This window comes from Methanocorpusculum petauri, from assembly GCF_026891975.1.
Taxonomy (GTDB): domain Archaea; phylum Halobacteriota; class Methanomicrobia; order Methanomicrobiales; family Methanocorpusculaceae; genus Methanocorpusculum; species Methanocorpusculum petauri.
Genome location: NZ_JAPTGB010000005.1, coordinates 24,614 through 39,202, shown reverse-complemented (window position 1 = coordinate 39,202; position 14,589 = coordinate 24,614). Strand labels below are relative to the sequence as shown.

Here is a 14,589-nt window from a genome sequence, read left to right as displayed (position 1 = left end):
CGATTATCAATATAGATTGGATACCATCGTTCCAGATCACAATCCCACTGATACGTTACAATGATCGGATTTGTATCACCCTCTTCACCGAATTGAAGCAGAATCATTGTTGGTTTGCGTGTTCCCTCAAGAGAACGTTTCGCTTTTTTTTGTTTGTAAGATTTATTACAATAAGATATACAGGGGACAGTAACCATAAATTAAAAAAAATTATTCTTTTCGTACGCCTTTAAAGGCACTTCCATCTTTTTTACCAGCCATGAAACGCCCAGTATTTCCATCCCGTTTCCGGTAACCACTTGGTGTTTCAACCTGAGTTCGTGGATTTCCACGTTTTTTATTACCAACAGCTCCTGAACGGTATCCTGATCCTGTGTTTGTTGCCATTTTATATCACCGAATGTAGTTAGAACAAATCTTCGATTTTGAATTTTCCGTCTGATGATTTTTTAATACGAATTGGTTTTATGGACTTGGGAAGGGGTTTTAATCCAAGTAAATCTTGAGATGATTTTTTTGATGTTGTCCCTGGTTTTTTTGGCAGGACTTTTTTATACATTTCCGGCGTTAATCCTAATTTTTTAAGTTGCGTTGAAGACAGCATTCCCTTGTCATATTTTGTATGGCAATTTGGGCATAGAGGAATGTACTGACTACCTCCTTTAGATTTTGCCATTAAATGTGCTTTTTCTAAGAGTTTTCCGTCTTTATCAGGTGTTCCACAAAGAACACATTTGTTTCCATGTCTCCTTTTTATCGCCTCCCATTCTATTTTTGTAAGTCCTGCCATGAATTAAATTAAGTCACGTGATATTATATATTTTGTCTATGGTGGCGTTGTACCTTTATTCCTGAGCATCCCACGGAAAACACAGAACACGCAGAAATTTTCAACATCATGGAATAAACAAGAAAACCACGGAAATAGGTTAATTTGGATTCCGTGATGTTCACGTATGTTCCGTGATGTTTTTACTTCCATGTGTTTCGTGTTTTCCGTGGGCTGGAATTCGATCGATGACGATCATTCATAGGCAATCAACGAATTTAGGTGCAACGCCGTCTATGGTGTAGGTTTGTTGCTATTTTTCAATTTCTCCATCTGATTTTGACTAATGTGTGATCTATTTTGAAAAATTGTCCCTTTTCACATCTTCCACTCATGACCACTACCTCTTCTGCCAACCTTGCGCCAACCCGAACACACGAGACCTCTCTCTAAAATCCAAAACCAACCCGAACACATCGTTCACGCCAACCTGCCAACTAACGAAACTCTCCGTATCCTCCGGGTCAGAACCTTCTCCGTTCAGACAACCGCAAAGAAACAAAAACAGAACACCCCAAAAGCTGGCAGGTTGGCGTAAAGCACATACACAGACGGAAATCACAAACCAACAACAATCCGTCAAAAAAAGAATGAAGTAAAGTTGGCAGAAAGCTGGCAGCCCCTCACAGCATTGCCTGCCGCTCCACCGGAACAAGAGCATACATCCGCTGATTTCCTTTTCGCTGATCTGCCTTCTCCACATACCACTCCGCGCCCGCGAACCGTGTCCCCACAAACCCCTTCAGCCACATCCCCACCTTCACCGAAGACAGCGTTCCCGCAACCGCCGACCGGATCATCCCCTCATCCGCATAATTCAGCAGCCCGTCAACCCCCTCACCGCGTTTCCGTGCTGCCCCTTCCGTAACCAGCACCTTCATCAGGGCCTTCGCGGAAAACTGCTCCTCCCCGAACACCGCATACAGTGCCGCCATCAGCTCTGCCCCCTCCGTATCCGCCGCATTCTCCTGCGTCTGTACCTCGCCCTGATTCGCCAGCAGTTCCGGCCAGCCCGCATGTGCCAGAACCCCGCCTACCACCCGCAGCCACTCCGGAAACTCCGACAGATTACCGTCCGCCAGCCGGAACACCGGCTCGCCTGCATCCTGCCAGAACCGCAGCAGCACCGCAGCACCCCACACCGCCTGCGGATGCATTGCCGCCGCCAGCTCCAGCAGCTCCGTCTTCGTCCGGCGGAACCGCATCTCCTGCCACGCCTTCGGCGCCGACAGCCGCACCAGAAACATCCGGCCCGTCACATCCGCCCGGATATCCAGATGCACCCCGTTCACCACAAAGAACGCCGGCGTCCTGCTCACAAACGAGGTAAATGTCCCCATATTCCGGGACAGCACCCGTCCCGACCCGGAAGTCGCCGACAGCAGCACCTCCGGCGTCCAATCCGCACCCGGCGCAACATTATCCAGCAGCACAAACCGGCCCTGCTCCCGCAGTGCCATCCGTACCACCTTCTCCATCTCATCACGCCTGCGACTCGCCGCATACATCAGCGGCGGCTCTCCGTATGCGAGCGTCCCTGTTACCAGCGCAAGCAGCGTACCGCCCGCCCGCGGCGTGTTTTTGTCAATCGCCCAGATCGGAACCGGACCTGCGAGCGTCGGGCGGAAAATTGCCGTCATCAGCCCTGCAATTGCATTCGCTCGATCCGTTTCTGTGGCAAACAGAAACTCATCAAAGATATCCGCAAACATTTCGCGGACAAACCTGACATCCTCCTCGGTCGGATGTTCCGGCACCGGCGGAAGGGCATAGGTCTTCGTCAGGAAAAATCCTGTTGCCGCATCAAACCCGGCAGTGCAGGCAACCGTCCCGTCCGGGCGGAGGAGCGCCCCGGAGTAGAGACCGGCAAGCACCGGAATCTTCCGGAAGCGGTCGGGCGGCGCCGCAACCGCTGCGTCCAGCAGGGTGTTGTCCGGCTCGGTGATATCCTCTTTCAGGAACCGTCTCCAGGTTCCTGCCTCGGAAAGTGCCAGCCGCAGCCGGTTGCGGTCAAGGGGGACGACGGCATAGCCGTCGTCCTCGGTTCGGATAACCCGGACAAGGCGGCCGTCCTGCCGGAAAATAACCGGCCCCTGCGGCGAGACCGCATTCAGCCGTACGAGGGCGAGGTGCACCTGCTGTACGGAATCAGTAATCTTTTCATGGACAAAAAACACCGCCGGAAACTGCTGCGGCCCGGAGGAAGGGGAGGAGGCAGAGGCCGCATCAGTGGTCGGGGCGGGTTCGATCGGGGTCAGGAATCCGGCGAGGTCAAGGTCGGATTCGGTATTTGGGGGGGTGAGATTTTTTTGTAGTATGATAATCACCTTGAAGTGGGGTGAGCGGGGGTTCGGATGGTGTCCGCTTCGATTCTGCTGGCGGACGAAGGACGGGATACTTCCCGGTATACGGTGTTTGTTTTTTTCGCACGCGTCCATTCATCAGTGGATGAATGGTTGCACACGAATCTTGGTGAAGGGAACCCCCTTGCATACTACAGGGATCGGTGAGATAATAAATGTCACATTTGTCCCGGTATCTGGACAAAACGCAGATTGATGTAGTCCGCCGTCGAACAGTACTGCACTATGCGGGTCTATATTTACGGAGAAACCGTCCTCGCAGATGTCGCCGTACCGGTCGAATCCGTCACTCCGGAGCTGTGCACTCTGCTGGACGAGATGGTGCCGTTCATGCGGGGAAATCACGGCGTCGGCCTTGCCGCTCCGCAGATCGGAATATCACAACGGTTTTTTGTCATGGACGCAGGCGACAAAGTCCGCAAAGTGATCAATCCGGAGATCCTCTCTTCCGGAAACTCCGTCGCCGAGATGGAGGAAGGATGTCTTTCCGTTCCGGGCATTCACAAAAAAGTCCGGCGGCCGAAACGGATCGCCGTCCGGTACCTGAACGAGGCGGGCGAGACGGTTGAAGAGGAACTCAAAGACTATCCGGCACGGGTGTTTCAGCATGAGTTTGACCATCTGGACGGCATGCTGTTCGTCGACCGCATCACTCCGATTGCCCGCAAACTGATCTCCCGTGACCTGGAACGGCTGGCAGCGGAAGCAGCGAGGCGGGAGGGAACGCAATGAGAGTTCTGTTTATGGGCACACCCGCCTACGCGGTTCCTGCACTGGAAGCGGTCGCCGCCCGTCATGAGATTGTGGGTGTCGTGACGCGGGTGGACAAACCGAACCGGCGGGGAAATAAGATCGCGTTTTCACCGGTAAAGGAGTGGGCACTTGCCCACGAAGTCCCGATCTTCCAGCCGGAATCAATGAAAGACCCGTCTCTCGCAGAGGAGCTTGCCGCCCTTTCCCCGGATGTCGGCGTGGTGGTAGCGTTTGGGATGATGATTCCCGAAAACATCATTCATCTGCCGAAACATAAGACGATTAACATTCACGGGTCACTGCTTCCCCGGTATCGTGGGGCCGCCCCGATGCAGTACTCGGTGCTGAACGGCGATCCGGAAGCGGGCGTATCAATTATGTATATCACTCCGGAACTGGATGCAGGCGACGTGATTCTTTCCCGTTCGCTGGCCGTCGGGGAGGATGAGACGTTTGGAGAACTGCATGACCGGCTTGCAGCGCTTGGCGCTGCGGCGCTGACGGAAGCGCTGGATTTGATTGACTGCGGCGGAGTGTGTGCGGTTCCGCAGAATCCGGCACAGGCGACGTTTGCACCGTCTATTACGAAAGAGGAGTGTGTGATTGACTGGTCTCTTCCGGCAGGTATGGTGCATAACCGTATCCGGGGACTCTCTCCCGCACCGTGTGCGAATACGCAGCTGCCGGACGGAAAACGACTGTTGATCTACCGGAGCGAGCGGGTTTCCGCGATATATTCGGGTGTGCCGGGCGAGGTGGTGGATGTCATACGAAAGAAGGGGCCGGTTGTGATGACGGGAGCCGGGGCATTGTGTATTCTGTCGGCGAAGCCGGAAGGGAAACGGGAGATGCCGGGATTCGAACTGGTGAACGGACATTATCTGAGCGTGGGAGAGCGGCTTGGAGCACCGGAATAACCGAACCTGTTCTTTTTTCCGCATCTCCCGAAACAGAATGGATTATATATCATGCAGTAATATTTCCTCGTAGAGGAAAAGCCAGTGATTCCTGAAAACCAACAACGAATCCGGACAGCGTCTGCTGTTCTTGTCCTGCTGCTGGTTGCAGCCTGCATCTTCCCTGCTGCGGCTGCCGGAACTGACAGCGGAACCGCGAAGAATTATCTCATAATCTACATCGTCGGAGCTGATCTTGAGTCGGAACACGGTGAGATGTCTGTACTTATGCAGAATATGACCTCCAGCTGGAACCCGGACGCAGGGGAAATGCTGATCATCTACGGCGGGTCCCAGAAACCCGGCTGGGATACCGGCATCACCATAACCAATGCATCGCTTTTGGCCCGGGACCTTTCAGCCCACAACGGTAACGTGAGTGAGGATGCCGCTGTTCTGGAGCGGATTTCTGCTGATATTTCCACGCCCGACGGCCTGCGGGAATCTCTTACTTTTGCTGAAACGTACCAGCACCGCATGAACCTTGCTGATGCAAACACGTATCTCATCTTTCTGGATCATGGTGGCGGAGTTTCCGGGTACGGAATGAATACGGTAACCGGTACTATGCTGTCCCTGCCGGATATGGCCGACGGGCTTTCGGGCAGAACCTATGATATGATCATCATGCACGCCTGCCTCATGGGAACGGTGGAAACACTGAATACCCTTGATGATCACGCGGACTACCTGATCGCAGCCGAGCAGATCGTTGACTGCGGCGCAGTAAACTATACGAAACTTGGACGGACGCTGTCCGAAAATCCGGCAATTTCTCCCAGAGAACTCGGGGTGGAGATCATCGAAACTGCCCGCGATAACCATGTGAGTACGTATGCACTGATCGAGTCGGCGAAGGTTCCGGGAGTGGTGGACGCGCTGAACACCTTTGGTGCAGCTCTTGAGGATGCCCTGTCCTCTGCCAACTCTATTCCGGCAGTCACCGATGCCTATCACGAAACCCAGCTCTTTGGTGTCAGCAGTGGAGCGGATACTCCCGTCTCCATTGATCTCTGGCAGTTTGCCGATATCATCTCTGCCAATACCTGGGAGGGCGATCTGCATACTGCCGCAGGAGAGGTGATGGCAGCAGTTGACGCAGCGGTTATTGCTGCCACTGATGACGGGCAGTATTCTTCTGCCAAAGGCATTTCAGTAACCTCTTTCCCCTCCCTGTACCTCTCGACTCTTCCGGGAAAGGAGGTACTGCATGAATCCGTGTCCCTGGGCAATGACGGCTGGTATCGTTTTTACACTGCCTATGTCTCTACGGCTCCGAAGACCAATGTGACGCCGGCATCTGATGCAGAGGAAGATACCTCCGGTATCACCGAGACGACCGCGGGGTATCTCTACACGGTGAACGGATCCGATATTGTGATCGGAGAACGGCCCTTGGAGAAGATTTACAACGAATCGGATGATGGTATCTGGAAAATGGTGCCGACCGGCAAGTATTATCCCTGCGACTGGGACGGAAAATGGTTTGTGCTGAACAATGGGGGCGAGGATGTGCTCATCAGCATGAAGTATGCGAGTACGATGTATGAAAATGGAAAACTACGGGAGATTTATTCCATTGAAGGTAATCTGACGCGGGTTGTGAACGGTGTGGAGGATACCCATCCGTCGATGATAACGGTACTACTTGATCCGGCTGCAGGGGATATTCTGCGGATGCAGGTGTTTTCGGTTCTTCGGGACGAAAAAACCGGTCTGATGAGTTTGCAGTTGTGGGATACTACGGATCTGCTGCCCGGCGATGTGTTTGTGCCGGATCTGCTGGTCTATAATGAGTCGGAGGATACGATCACCACGGTTGCGGGAACCCCGTTCACGTTCGGTGCGAATCCGCTGGAGAATCTGTGGTATGAGGAGTTCCCCGAAGATCAGCTTTCCTGGCTGGTGGTGGAGAGTAATCTGATTGATGAGGAGGTTACGGCGTCCATCGGCGGGGATATTTCGTCGTCCGGCGATGTTGTTCCCTCGCCCACTGCGTCTCCTGTGCCGCTTGCCGGTATTTTTGCAGGGATTGCTGTGGCAGGTGTGTTCCTTCTGCGGAGAGCGTGAGTCTCTCCCTTTTTTTTACGATTCGTCCACGTTGTGTACCGCACCGCAGAGTCCGGTCCGCTCAAACGCGGTCATGACTTCTGGTTCGGGATTTTTCTTCCGGTAAAAAAGATGGGTGGCACAGTCGCAGTCCGAACAGCCGAATGCGGCAACGCCGTCACCGCCGATGGCTGCGGCGAGTACGCATTCGAGGTCTGCTTCCGTTTTTGCACAGATCACTTTGCGCAGCCGGACGACTTCGTCTGCCATGAAATAGTCGATGTGCCATTTGGGTTTGCGGTACTGTTCGCGGTAGAACCGGATGTGGCGGCTCACCCGTGAAAGTCCGCCGCTGCCGAGCGCCGAGCCGGTATACAGATACCAGCCGGGGACAAAGTTTCGTTCACCGAGTGCGCCGATCCGGATTGTTTGCGGGGCGGTGCATTCCAGCAGCAGGCAGTAGACTCCTTTATCCATACTTTGGTACTTCCGCCTGGGAGAGGAGCACGTCCCGCATTGCGCCGGACGGGACGGGCATGTCGTGACCGCACCAGAGCGAGTCGATGCGGAGTGCTGCAAGCCGGTTGATGGAAGCGGTGAGGTCTGCGTGGCTGCCTGTCGGCAGGTCGGTTCTGCCGAACGAGCCGTGCGGGAACAGGGTGTCTCCGGCGATTAAGGCGCCGTCTTCTTCGCGGTAGAGGCAGATGCTTCCCCGTGTATGGCCGGGTGTGTGGATGACGGTGAACTCTCCGATCCGGTCACCGTCCGCGAGCGGTTCGGCGGCAAGTCCGGGTGCGTGCTGGCCGAAATGGGAGGCAAGCGAGAGTGCGTCGTCGGTGAGGAAGGCGAGGTCGCCTTCCCCGATGCAGACCGATGCTTCGCAAAGGTCTGCGAGGGCGGCAAGGTTTGCCATATGATCATAGTGGCCGTGGGTGAGGACGATGGTGTCGATCTGCTCTTTATACGGGGCGACTTCCGTTACCGGCTGGGAGGCGTCAACGAGAATGTTTCCACAGATGTAGGAGTTTGCACGCCAGCCGATTTCTTTGAGCCAGCGGATAGGTTCACGCATACAGTATAATGAGTCGTGCGAACAAATGATATAATCGAATGCACTCAATACTCCGCGACTGCCGGGCCGGCGATGTGACTGGTCTTGCTGAAACGGCACAGGCTGAAGGGATGACGCCTGAGGCGCTTGCCCGATCCATTGCTGCCGGCAGAACGATTCTTCTGAAGAACGCGAAACGGGATTATACGCCGTGTGCTATCGGCGAGGGAACGAAGGTTAAGGTCAATGTGAATATCGGGACGTCCGGTCAGCGGTGTGATCCTGCGATGGAGATGGAAAAAGCATCTGCGGCGATTGCAAACGGCGCGGATGCGATTATGGATCTGTCGACCGGCGGCGATCTTGCGGCGATGCGGCGCGGGATTCTGAAACTTGCGATTCCGGTCGGGACGGTGCCGATCTATGAGGCGGTGCGGCGTGCCGGAAATGTGATTGATCTCTCCGCGGATCTGCTGTTCAAGGTTATCCGCGAACAGGCGGAACAGGGTGTGGATTTCATGACGCTGCACTGCGGGGTGAACCGGGAGGTTGTGGAGACGCTCCGGCTTGATCCCCGGGTGATGGGTGTGGTTTCCCGGGGCGGTTCGTTTCATACGGCGATGATGCTTGCGTCCGGCGAGGAGAACCCGCTGTATGCGGAGTTCGACTATCTGCTGGAGATTCTGGATGAGTATGAGATTGCGCTGTCGCTCGGTGACGGGATGCGGCCGGGTGCGTATGTGGATTCGGTGAAACTTGCGAAGTCGCAGGAGTATCTGACGCTTGGAAAGCTTGCCCGGGTTGCGCATACAAAAGGCGTGCAGCGGATGATCGAGGGGCCGGGGCATATGGATTATGCGGAGATTTCCTATAATGTGAAGATGATTAAGGAGATTACGGATTTTGCGCCGCTCTATCTCCTCGGTCCGCTTGTCTCGGATATTGCGCCCGGGTACGATCATATTACGGGTGCTATCGGCGGGGCTGCGGCGGCGGCGGCTGGTGCGGATTTCCTGTGCATGGTGTCGCCGTCCGAGCATCTGGCGCTTCCGGATACGCGGGATATTATTGAGGGGACGCGGGTTGCAAAAGTTGCGGCGCATATTGGTGATCTGTCCCGCAGACGCGAGACGGAGCTTCCCCGGCAGGCTGCCATGGCTGAGGCACGCCGGACGCTGGACTGGGAGGCACAGTATTCGCTTGCACTGTTCGGAGACCATGCCCGTGCCGTGCATGACCGCGACGGCGACTGCGAGACCTGTTCGATGTGCGGCGATCTGTGTGCGATTAAGATCGTGGAAAAAGCGCTTGAGAAGAAGATCTGAATTTTCTTTTTTTTTGAAAAAAATTATGCCGGAGAGCTTTTCCGGGCCAGGCTCTTCAGCGGATACCTGATCAGCAGTGCAAGAACCGGACAGAGGATTGTCGGGATGATCAAAAGATACAGCGCCGCAGAAAGCGATCCCATCACATCCGCTGCCCAGCCGATGACCGCAGCCCCGACTCCGCCGACTCCCATCGAAAAGCCGAGTGTCAGCCCGGAAGCAAAGCCGACGTTGCCGGGCAGCAGATCCTGCGTCATTGTTACCGACATCACGTAGCAGGACGATGCAAAGAACGCATACATCATCACGCCCAGATACATCAGCAGTTCATTTGTGGAAAAGATCAGTGCGAAGAACGGAATTGCCCCTGCAAGACCGATGACCAGCATCTCCTTTCGGCCAAACCTATCCGACAGATATCCTCCCGCAATCTGTCCCGCGACACCTGCGAACAGCATGACGGTCACCACAAGTGATGCCGTAAAGGTGTCAAGGCCGTGATGACCGAGCACCAGCAGTGTCGGCAGATACGTAATGATCCCCAGATATGCCCATGCCCGCAGCGAACAGATGGCAACAACCAGACCTGCCGGCACCCACCAGTACTTCTTCTTCGTTGCAGGTATCTCCGTCTGCACCGGCTTTCGTACTGCCGCAGATTCGCCAGCCGCAGGACGGAATCTCCGGTTGTTCCGGTACATCCACGTTGCCCCGACAATACCCGGAATTACCAGCCATGCAACCGCCGGAAGACCGCCGACTGTGATCAGGACTCCTGCAAGAACCGGGCCGATCGCATACCCGATACTCCCGCTCGTTGTAAAGATAGAGTTGTAGAGACCGCGTTTTGCCGGAGGACTCAAGGAGTACATAATATCCATTGCTGCCGGATGGAACAGTGCATGGCCGATCGCCGCTCCCGCCGCGAGGAACAGCAGCAGCAGATAATTTCCCGAAATTGCCGTGAGGCTGATTCCCACACTGCCGATCACCAGACACAGCGGGACGCTTGCCCGCCAGCCGGTCTTGTCCCCGTAGAGGCCGATGAACGGCTGCGAGACTGATGAGGTCACATTGAACACGGTAACAATCAGTCCCGCAAGGAAGTACGAAAGATTCATCTGTGCAATCAGCAGCGGCAGAATCAGTGCCAATACCGGCGTATAAATATCAATCAGAAAATGACCGCAGATAACGCCGCGAATTTTCTGGTTTGCACCTCTATCCTCCATAATTATTCCTATTTTAGGATGCACTCACTTATAAAGTCAGTTCGGTGACAGGGACGAAAAATATCCCGTCAAGTGTCACATCCCAACAAAATATAAATTATCGCTCCCAATAGTACTATGCCTTATTATAAGGAAGGAAAATCAAAATGGACAAATATCGTTGTGTAATCTGCGGATACGTGTATGATCCCGAGAAAGGTGCAGGCATCATGCATCCGGCAGGAACCGCCTTTGAAGATCTTCCCGACACGTGGAAATGCCCGGTCTGCGGCGCGCCCAAGAGCCAGTTCAAAAAGGTGTAACCTCCCATGGCAGCGCGTGAGATTTGTGACCGGATTTACTCCGTCGGTACGATTGACTGGGATCTCCGGTACTTTGATGCTATCATGCCGACCCCGCGGGGCAGCAGTTACAATGCCTACCTCGTCAAAGGCAGCGAGAAGACCGCACTGATTGATACCTGCAAACCGAACGACGAAGCAGATTTCATCACCAACCTCATGCGCCTCGAGCAGCACTCGCTTGACTACATCGTCATCGACCATGCAGAACAGGACCATTCCGGTCTTCTGCCGCTGCTTCTCGAGGTGTATCCGAGTGCGAAGATCGTTACCAACGAAACCTGCAAGGGTCTCTTACTGGCAATGCACCATCTCGAAGAGGTTGAGGATCGGTTCATTACCATCGGTGACCGGGAAACCCTTTCCCTGGGTGATAAGACACTGAAGTTCTATCTTGCCCCCTGGGTTCACTGGCCGGACACGATGTTCACTGAAGTGGTGGAGGATAAGGTTCTCTTTACGACCGATTTCCTCGGTACTCATTACGCCGCTCCGACGCTTTTCCAGGATGATGAGAGTCCTGATTATCTTGAGGCGGCAAAGCGGTACTACGCTGCAATCATGATGCCGTTCCGATCCTCGGTGCAGGATCACCTCAAACTCGTTGATGAGATTGCCCCGAAGATCATCGGACCAAGTCACGGTCCGGCACTGAAGATGCCGGCAAAGATCCTCGATCTCTACCGCGACTGGTCAGGCGACAATCCGAAAAATCTTGTCATCGTGGCCTATGTCTCGATGCATGGAAGTACGGAGCTGATGACCAAGTTCCTCGTGGACGATCTCGTTCAGCGTGGTGTGCCGGTCCAGCAGTACAATCTGCTGGAAACGGATACGGGCGTTCTCGGCAGTGCCATTGTGGATGCGGCAACGATTATTGTCGCAACCCCGACGGTTCTTTTCGGCCCGCATCCGGTCGCAGTGAATGCCGCCTATCTCATTCGTGCACTGCGCCCGAAGGTGAAGCATCTTGGTGTTATCGGCTCTTACGGCTGGGGTACCAATGCCGTCAATTATCTCGGAGAGATGCTTGAACCCCTTGGTGCAGAGATGCTCGATCCGGTTTACATCAGAGGCCTCCCGGAGGAAGAGGCAATTAAAGCCCTCCGGCAACTGGCCGATGCAATCGAACAGCGTCATAAGACACTGTAATTCTCTTTCAATTTCCTTTTTTTCAGATAATTACCCCAAACCTCAGCTATATATTGTTCTTGCGCGAACATATTTGTCATGACAGAAGTTAGTGAAATCTACAAGTGCAACATCTGCGGAAATACCGTCAGAGTCATCGGAAAAGGTGCAGGCGAACTCGTCTGCTGCGGCGAAGCAATGCACAAGCTGGTGGAGAACACCACCGATGCGGCACAGGAGAAGCATGTCCCGGTTGTGACGAAGGCTGACGGCGGATACAAGGTTGCGGTCGGTTCAGTCGCTCACCCGATGGATGCAGATCACTACATCACCTGGGTTGCCCTGAAGACTGATGACGGTGTTGTGCACGAGAAGTTCCTCGCACCGGGAGAGAAGCCGGAGATCATCGTCAAAACAACGGCAAAAGCGGTCAAGGCCTGCGAGTACTGCAACAAGCACGGTCTGTGGTCCAAGACGGAATAATTTTTTTCAATACACAGGGCAAAACTGCCCTGAAATTTCTTTTTCCTTTACCAATCCGGTATCATTTCCGCAGCCGCATCTTTCCCTGTTTGATGTGCATGGCAATCCCTGACGGGAGATAGGGGACGTATTTTGTCATGACCTGGGTTCCCATGAGGAGATTGTCTGCGGGTCCCCGCTCGCAGCCGATGACGTCGGTTTTCTGCTGCCGGACGGCTTCGAGAAACTCCGCGGGGGTCAGCGGTTCGGTCGTAACGGTTACTGCCCGCCCTACTTCGCGGAGTGTGTGGGCGTCGGAGCCGCCGGTCATACAGAAATTATGCGCAGCAGCGTACATCTCGGCGCGGGTGTTGAGTGTGTGCGACAGTCCGCCACAGATGACTTCAAGGCCGTCGATCCGGTCCAGTACCTCTGGAGCGAGCATCCCCACTTCGATTGCCTTGAGTACGCCGCGAATCAGCATGGCGTAGCCGTAGGGGTGTGCGGCGATGACAAGGCCGCCGCTTTCGTTTGCGTCGGTGACGATTTTTTCCGTTGGCAGATCGGTTGCCATGTGGGGGCAGGCTCCCTGATGACCGCGGATGGATGTATCGTAGTAGGATGCAAGGTCGCGGAGGTTGTCGAAGTAGATCAAGAGATGCGGTCCGTCAATGGCGGAGACTTCGATGCCGGGAATGATTATACTTGCCGCGTCATTCCGTTCGTATGCTTCTCGGATGCCAGCAATGGTGTTGTGGTCGGTGATTGCGGCACGAAGGCCGCGGCGGTGCAGGTGAGCAAGAAGTTCCGGGACGCGGACGACCCCGTCGGAATGGTTTGTGTGGACATGCATGTCAAATGCACTGCCTCCTGTCCATTGTACCGGACAGGAGGCGGAGTGCTGAACGGTCCCGGGCATGATTGCTGAGTATGTTGGCGGGCGGGGGAGAAAAAGTAGTTTATCCTGACGAGGGGATGCCCGCAATATTTATGGAGCCTGCGTTCCTTTCTTTCTCTATGAGGCGAATTGATTTTTTTTGCGGATTGGTGATCCTTTGTGTGATGCTGCTGGTGTTTGCAGCGGGCTGTGTGGGTGAGCCGCCGGCTCCGGAGGAGGGCGGATACTTCATTACGATTGATCCCGTACCGGATCAGATTCTGGGAACTGCGTTTGTGGTTTCGGGAACAACGAATCTTCCTCTGGATAGCAAACTGCTCTATGAGCAGGTCTGGGATGACTGGTATGGTGATATTGATATCACACCACGACTGTTACCAAATGGATCAGGCTTTGTTTCTGCAGTGATTACTGTGGAATCAGGAAATGGATCAGTAAACACGTGGAAGATACTCATTGACAGTTCCTCTTATATGTACCCGAAAACGTATCTCATATGGATAGATGCATTGGATCTTAATTATTCTGCTCCCCGTGCCGTCGCACTGTATAATATCACCAAATCAGATGGTTCGATGATAACGCCTGTTCCAACACCCCGGTTAAACTGGACTGTTCCTGTACCGGAACTGGGAGGCACCGTTGCCCCTCCTATTCCAAGCCCTACTCTTACCCCTCCTCCGCAAACATTTGCAGATGACGGCACCCCTTTGTATACGTTCTTTGATGTTCGCAAAAATGCTCACAACTCCTTTTCAACCAGGAAGGTTGTCGAATATCTGGAATACTGGAACGAAAAGATGGGGTGGGATATTTCTTCAGACAAACTTATCGCAGTCGGAGACGAACTGGAGGCAATGGCCGTTGTATTCACTCAACCGTCCCCGGTACTTCCGCTTCTTCGTATTGAAGACTGTACATGGAATGGCGAGCCCTACTCCGTGTATGTCATTGATAATCGTACTACATTCCATCAGAAGATTGGAGAAAAACTTGGTCTCACCGACGAGGAGGTTTCCGCACTTGGAAAGGCTGTAAGTGATGAGCAGATGCAGCGCATGTTCGAGCAGGAGATGGAGTGGCGGAAAAATAATCCGGACATTGAAACTTGGGTGGCGTTTTAGTCGCACTTCATCCCGATTTATTTGATGCCATGAAAAAGATTGCGTCACATTTGCGCCATTACAATGGGAATAAAA

15 protein-coding genes are annotated in these 14,589 nt (G+C 54.1%); 8 read left to right on the top strand and 7 right to left on the bottom strand.

Annotation, left to right across the window (positions count from 1 at the left end; all coding sequences use genetic code 11):
- Positions 1–210 precede the first annotated feature (210 nt).
- The 3 genes from O0S10_RS03115 to O0S10_RS03105 all read right to left on the bottom strand — a co-directional run bounded on the left by O0S10_RS03115 (position 211) and on the right by O0S10_RS03105 (position 3,267).
- Entirely contained in the window at positions 211–387 is a 177-nt protein-coding gene (locus O0S10_RS03115) for a hypothetical protein (protein ID WP_268924443.1), read from the bottom strand.
- A 19-nt stretch (positions 388–406) separates the two neighbouring features.
- Entirely contained in the window at positions 407–790 is a 384-nt protein-coding gene (locus O0S10_RS03110; protein WP_268924442.1) for an HNH endonuclease family protein, read from the bottom strand.
- A 662-nt stretch (positions 791–1,452) separates the two neighbouring features.
- Positions 1,453–3,267 carry a hypothetical protein gene (locus O0S10_RS03105; protein WP_268924441.1) on the bottom strand — a complete coding sequence of 605 codons (1,815 nt, stop codon included), beginning with the start codon at positions 3,265–3,267 and terminating at the stop codon, positions 1,453–1,455.
- A gap of 150 nt (positions 3,268–3,417) precedes the next feature.
- Here O0S10_RS03105 and def point away from each other — a divergent pair, with 150 nt between their 5' ends.
- The 3 genes from def (at position 3,418) to O0S10_RS03090 (ending at position 6,971) form a co-directional block, all read left to right on the top strand.
- Positions 3,418–3,924 carry a peptide deformylase gene (def, locus tag O0S10_RS03100; protein WP_268924440.1) on the top strand — a complete coding sequence of 169 codons (507 nt, stop codon included), beginning with the start codon at positions 3,418–3,420 and terminating at the stop codon, positions 3,922–3,924.
- Positions 3,921–4,862, top strand: a complete 942-nt coding sequence (gene fmt, locus O0S10_RS03095; protein ID WP_268924439.1) for a methionyl-tRNA formyltransferase — start codon at positions 3,921–3,923, stop codon at positions 4,860–4,862. Before def ends, fmt begins: the two co-directional genes overlap by 4 nt.
- A gap of 84 nt (positions 4,863–4,946) precedes the next feature.
- The gene (locus O0S10_RS03090) at positions 4,947–6,971 is read left to right on the top strand and encodes a clostripain-related cysteine peptidase (RefSeq protein WP_268924438.1); all 2,025 of its coding nucleotides are present in this window, start codon (positions 4,947–4,949) and stop codon (positions 6,969–6,971) included.
- A gap of 15 nt (positions 6,972–6,986) precedes the next feature.
- On the opposite strand, the gene O0S10_RS03085 is transcribed toward O0S10_RS03090, so the two are convergent.
- Both O0S10_RS03085 and O0S10_RS03080 read right to left on the bottom strand, forming a co-directional pair.
- Positions 6,987–7,427, bottom strand: coding sequence for a GIY-YIG nuclease family protein (locus O0S10_RS03085; RefSeq protein ID WP_268924437.1), 441 nt, complete (start codon positions 7,425–7,427; stop codon positions 6,987–6,989).
- Positions 7,420–8,022 (bottom strand): MBL fold metallo-hydrolase, encoded by a 603-nt coding sequence (locus tag O0S10_RS03080; protein ID WP_268924436.1) that lies wholly within the window; start codon positions 8,020–8,022, stop codon positions 7,420–7,422. The genes O0S10_RS03085 and O0S10_RS03080 overlap by 8 nt, the downstream gene beginning before the upstream one ends.
- A 38-nt stretch (positions 8,023–8,060) precedes the next feature.
- Here O0S10_RS03080 and thiC point away from each other — a divergent pair, with 38 nt between their 5' ends.
- Entirely contained in the window at positions 8,061–9,326 is a 1,266-nt protein-coding gene (thiC, locus tag O0S10_RS03075) for a phosphomethylpyrimidine synthase ThiC (RefSeq protein WP_268924435.1), read from the top strand.
- 23 nt (positions 9,327–9,349) lie between these two features.
- Here thiC and O0S10_RS03070 read toward each other — a convergent pair whose 3' ends face one another.
- The gene (locus O0S10_RS03070) at positions 9,350–10,558 is read right to left on the bottom strand and encodes an MFS transporter (RefSeq protein ID WP_268924434.1); all 1,209 of its coding nucleotides are present in this window, start codon (positions 10,556–10,558) and stop codon (positions 9,350–9,352) included.
- A gap of 146 nt (positions 10,559–10,704) precedes the next feature.
- On the opposite strand from O0S10_RS03070, the gene O0S10_RS03065 reads away from it, so the two are divergent.
- From O0S10_RS03065 to O0S10_RS03055, 3 genes are all read left to right on the top strand, one after another.
- Positions 10,705–10,860, top strand: a complete 156-nt coding sequence (locus tag O0S10_RS03065) for a rubredoxin (protein WP_268922820.1) — start codon at positions 10,705–10,707, stop codon at positions 10,858–10,860.
- Between the two features lie 6 nt (positions 10,861–10,866).
- Positions 10,867–12,051 (top strand): FprA family A-type flavoprotein, encoded by a 1,185-nt coding sequence (locus O0S10_RS03060; RefSeq protein WP_268924433.1) that lies wholly within the window; start codon positions 10,867–10,869, stop codon positions 12,049–12,051.
- Positions 12,052–12,129: 78 nt separating this feature from the next.
- Entirely contained in the window at positions 12,130–12,513 is a 384-nt protein-coding gene (locus O0S10_RS03055) for a desulfoferrodoxin (protein WP_268924432.1), read from the top strand.
- Positions 12,514–12,574: 61 nt separating this feature from the next.
- Here the strand turns inward: O0S10_RS03055 and O0S10_RS03050 are convergent, their stop codons facing one another.
- Positions 12,575–13,411, bottom strand: coding sequence for a PHP domain-containing protein (locus O0S10_RS03050; RefSeq protein WP_268924431.1), 837 nt, complete (start codon positions 13,409–13,411; stop codon positions 12,575–12,577).
- Between the two features lie 98 nt (positions 13,412–13,509).
- Between O0S10_RS03050 and O0S10_RS03045 the strand changes: the two genes are divergently transcribed.
- Positions 13,510–14,514 carry a hypothetical protein gene (locus O0S10_RS03045; RefSeq protein ID WP_268924430.1) on the top strand — a complete coding sequence of 335 codons (1,005 nt, stop codon included), beginning with the start codon at positions 13,510–13,512 and terminating at the stop codon, positions 14,512–14,514.
- Positions 14,515–14,589 lie beyond the last annotated feature (75 nt).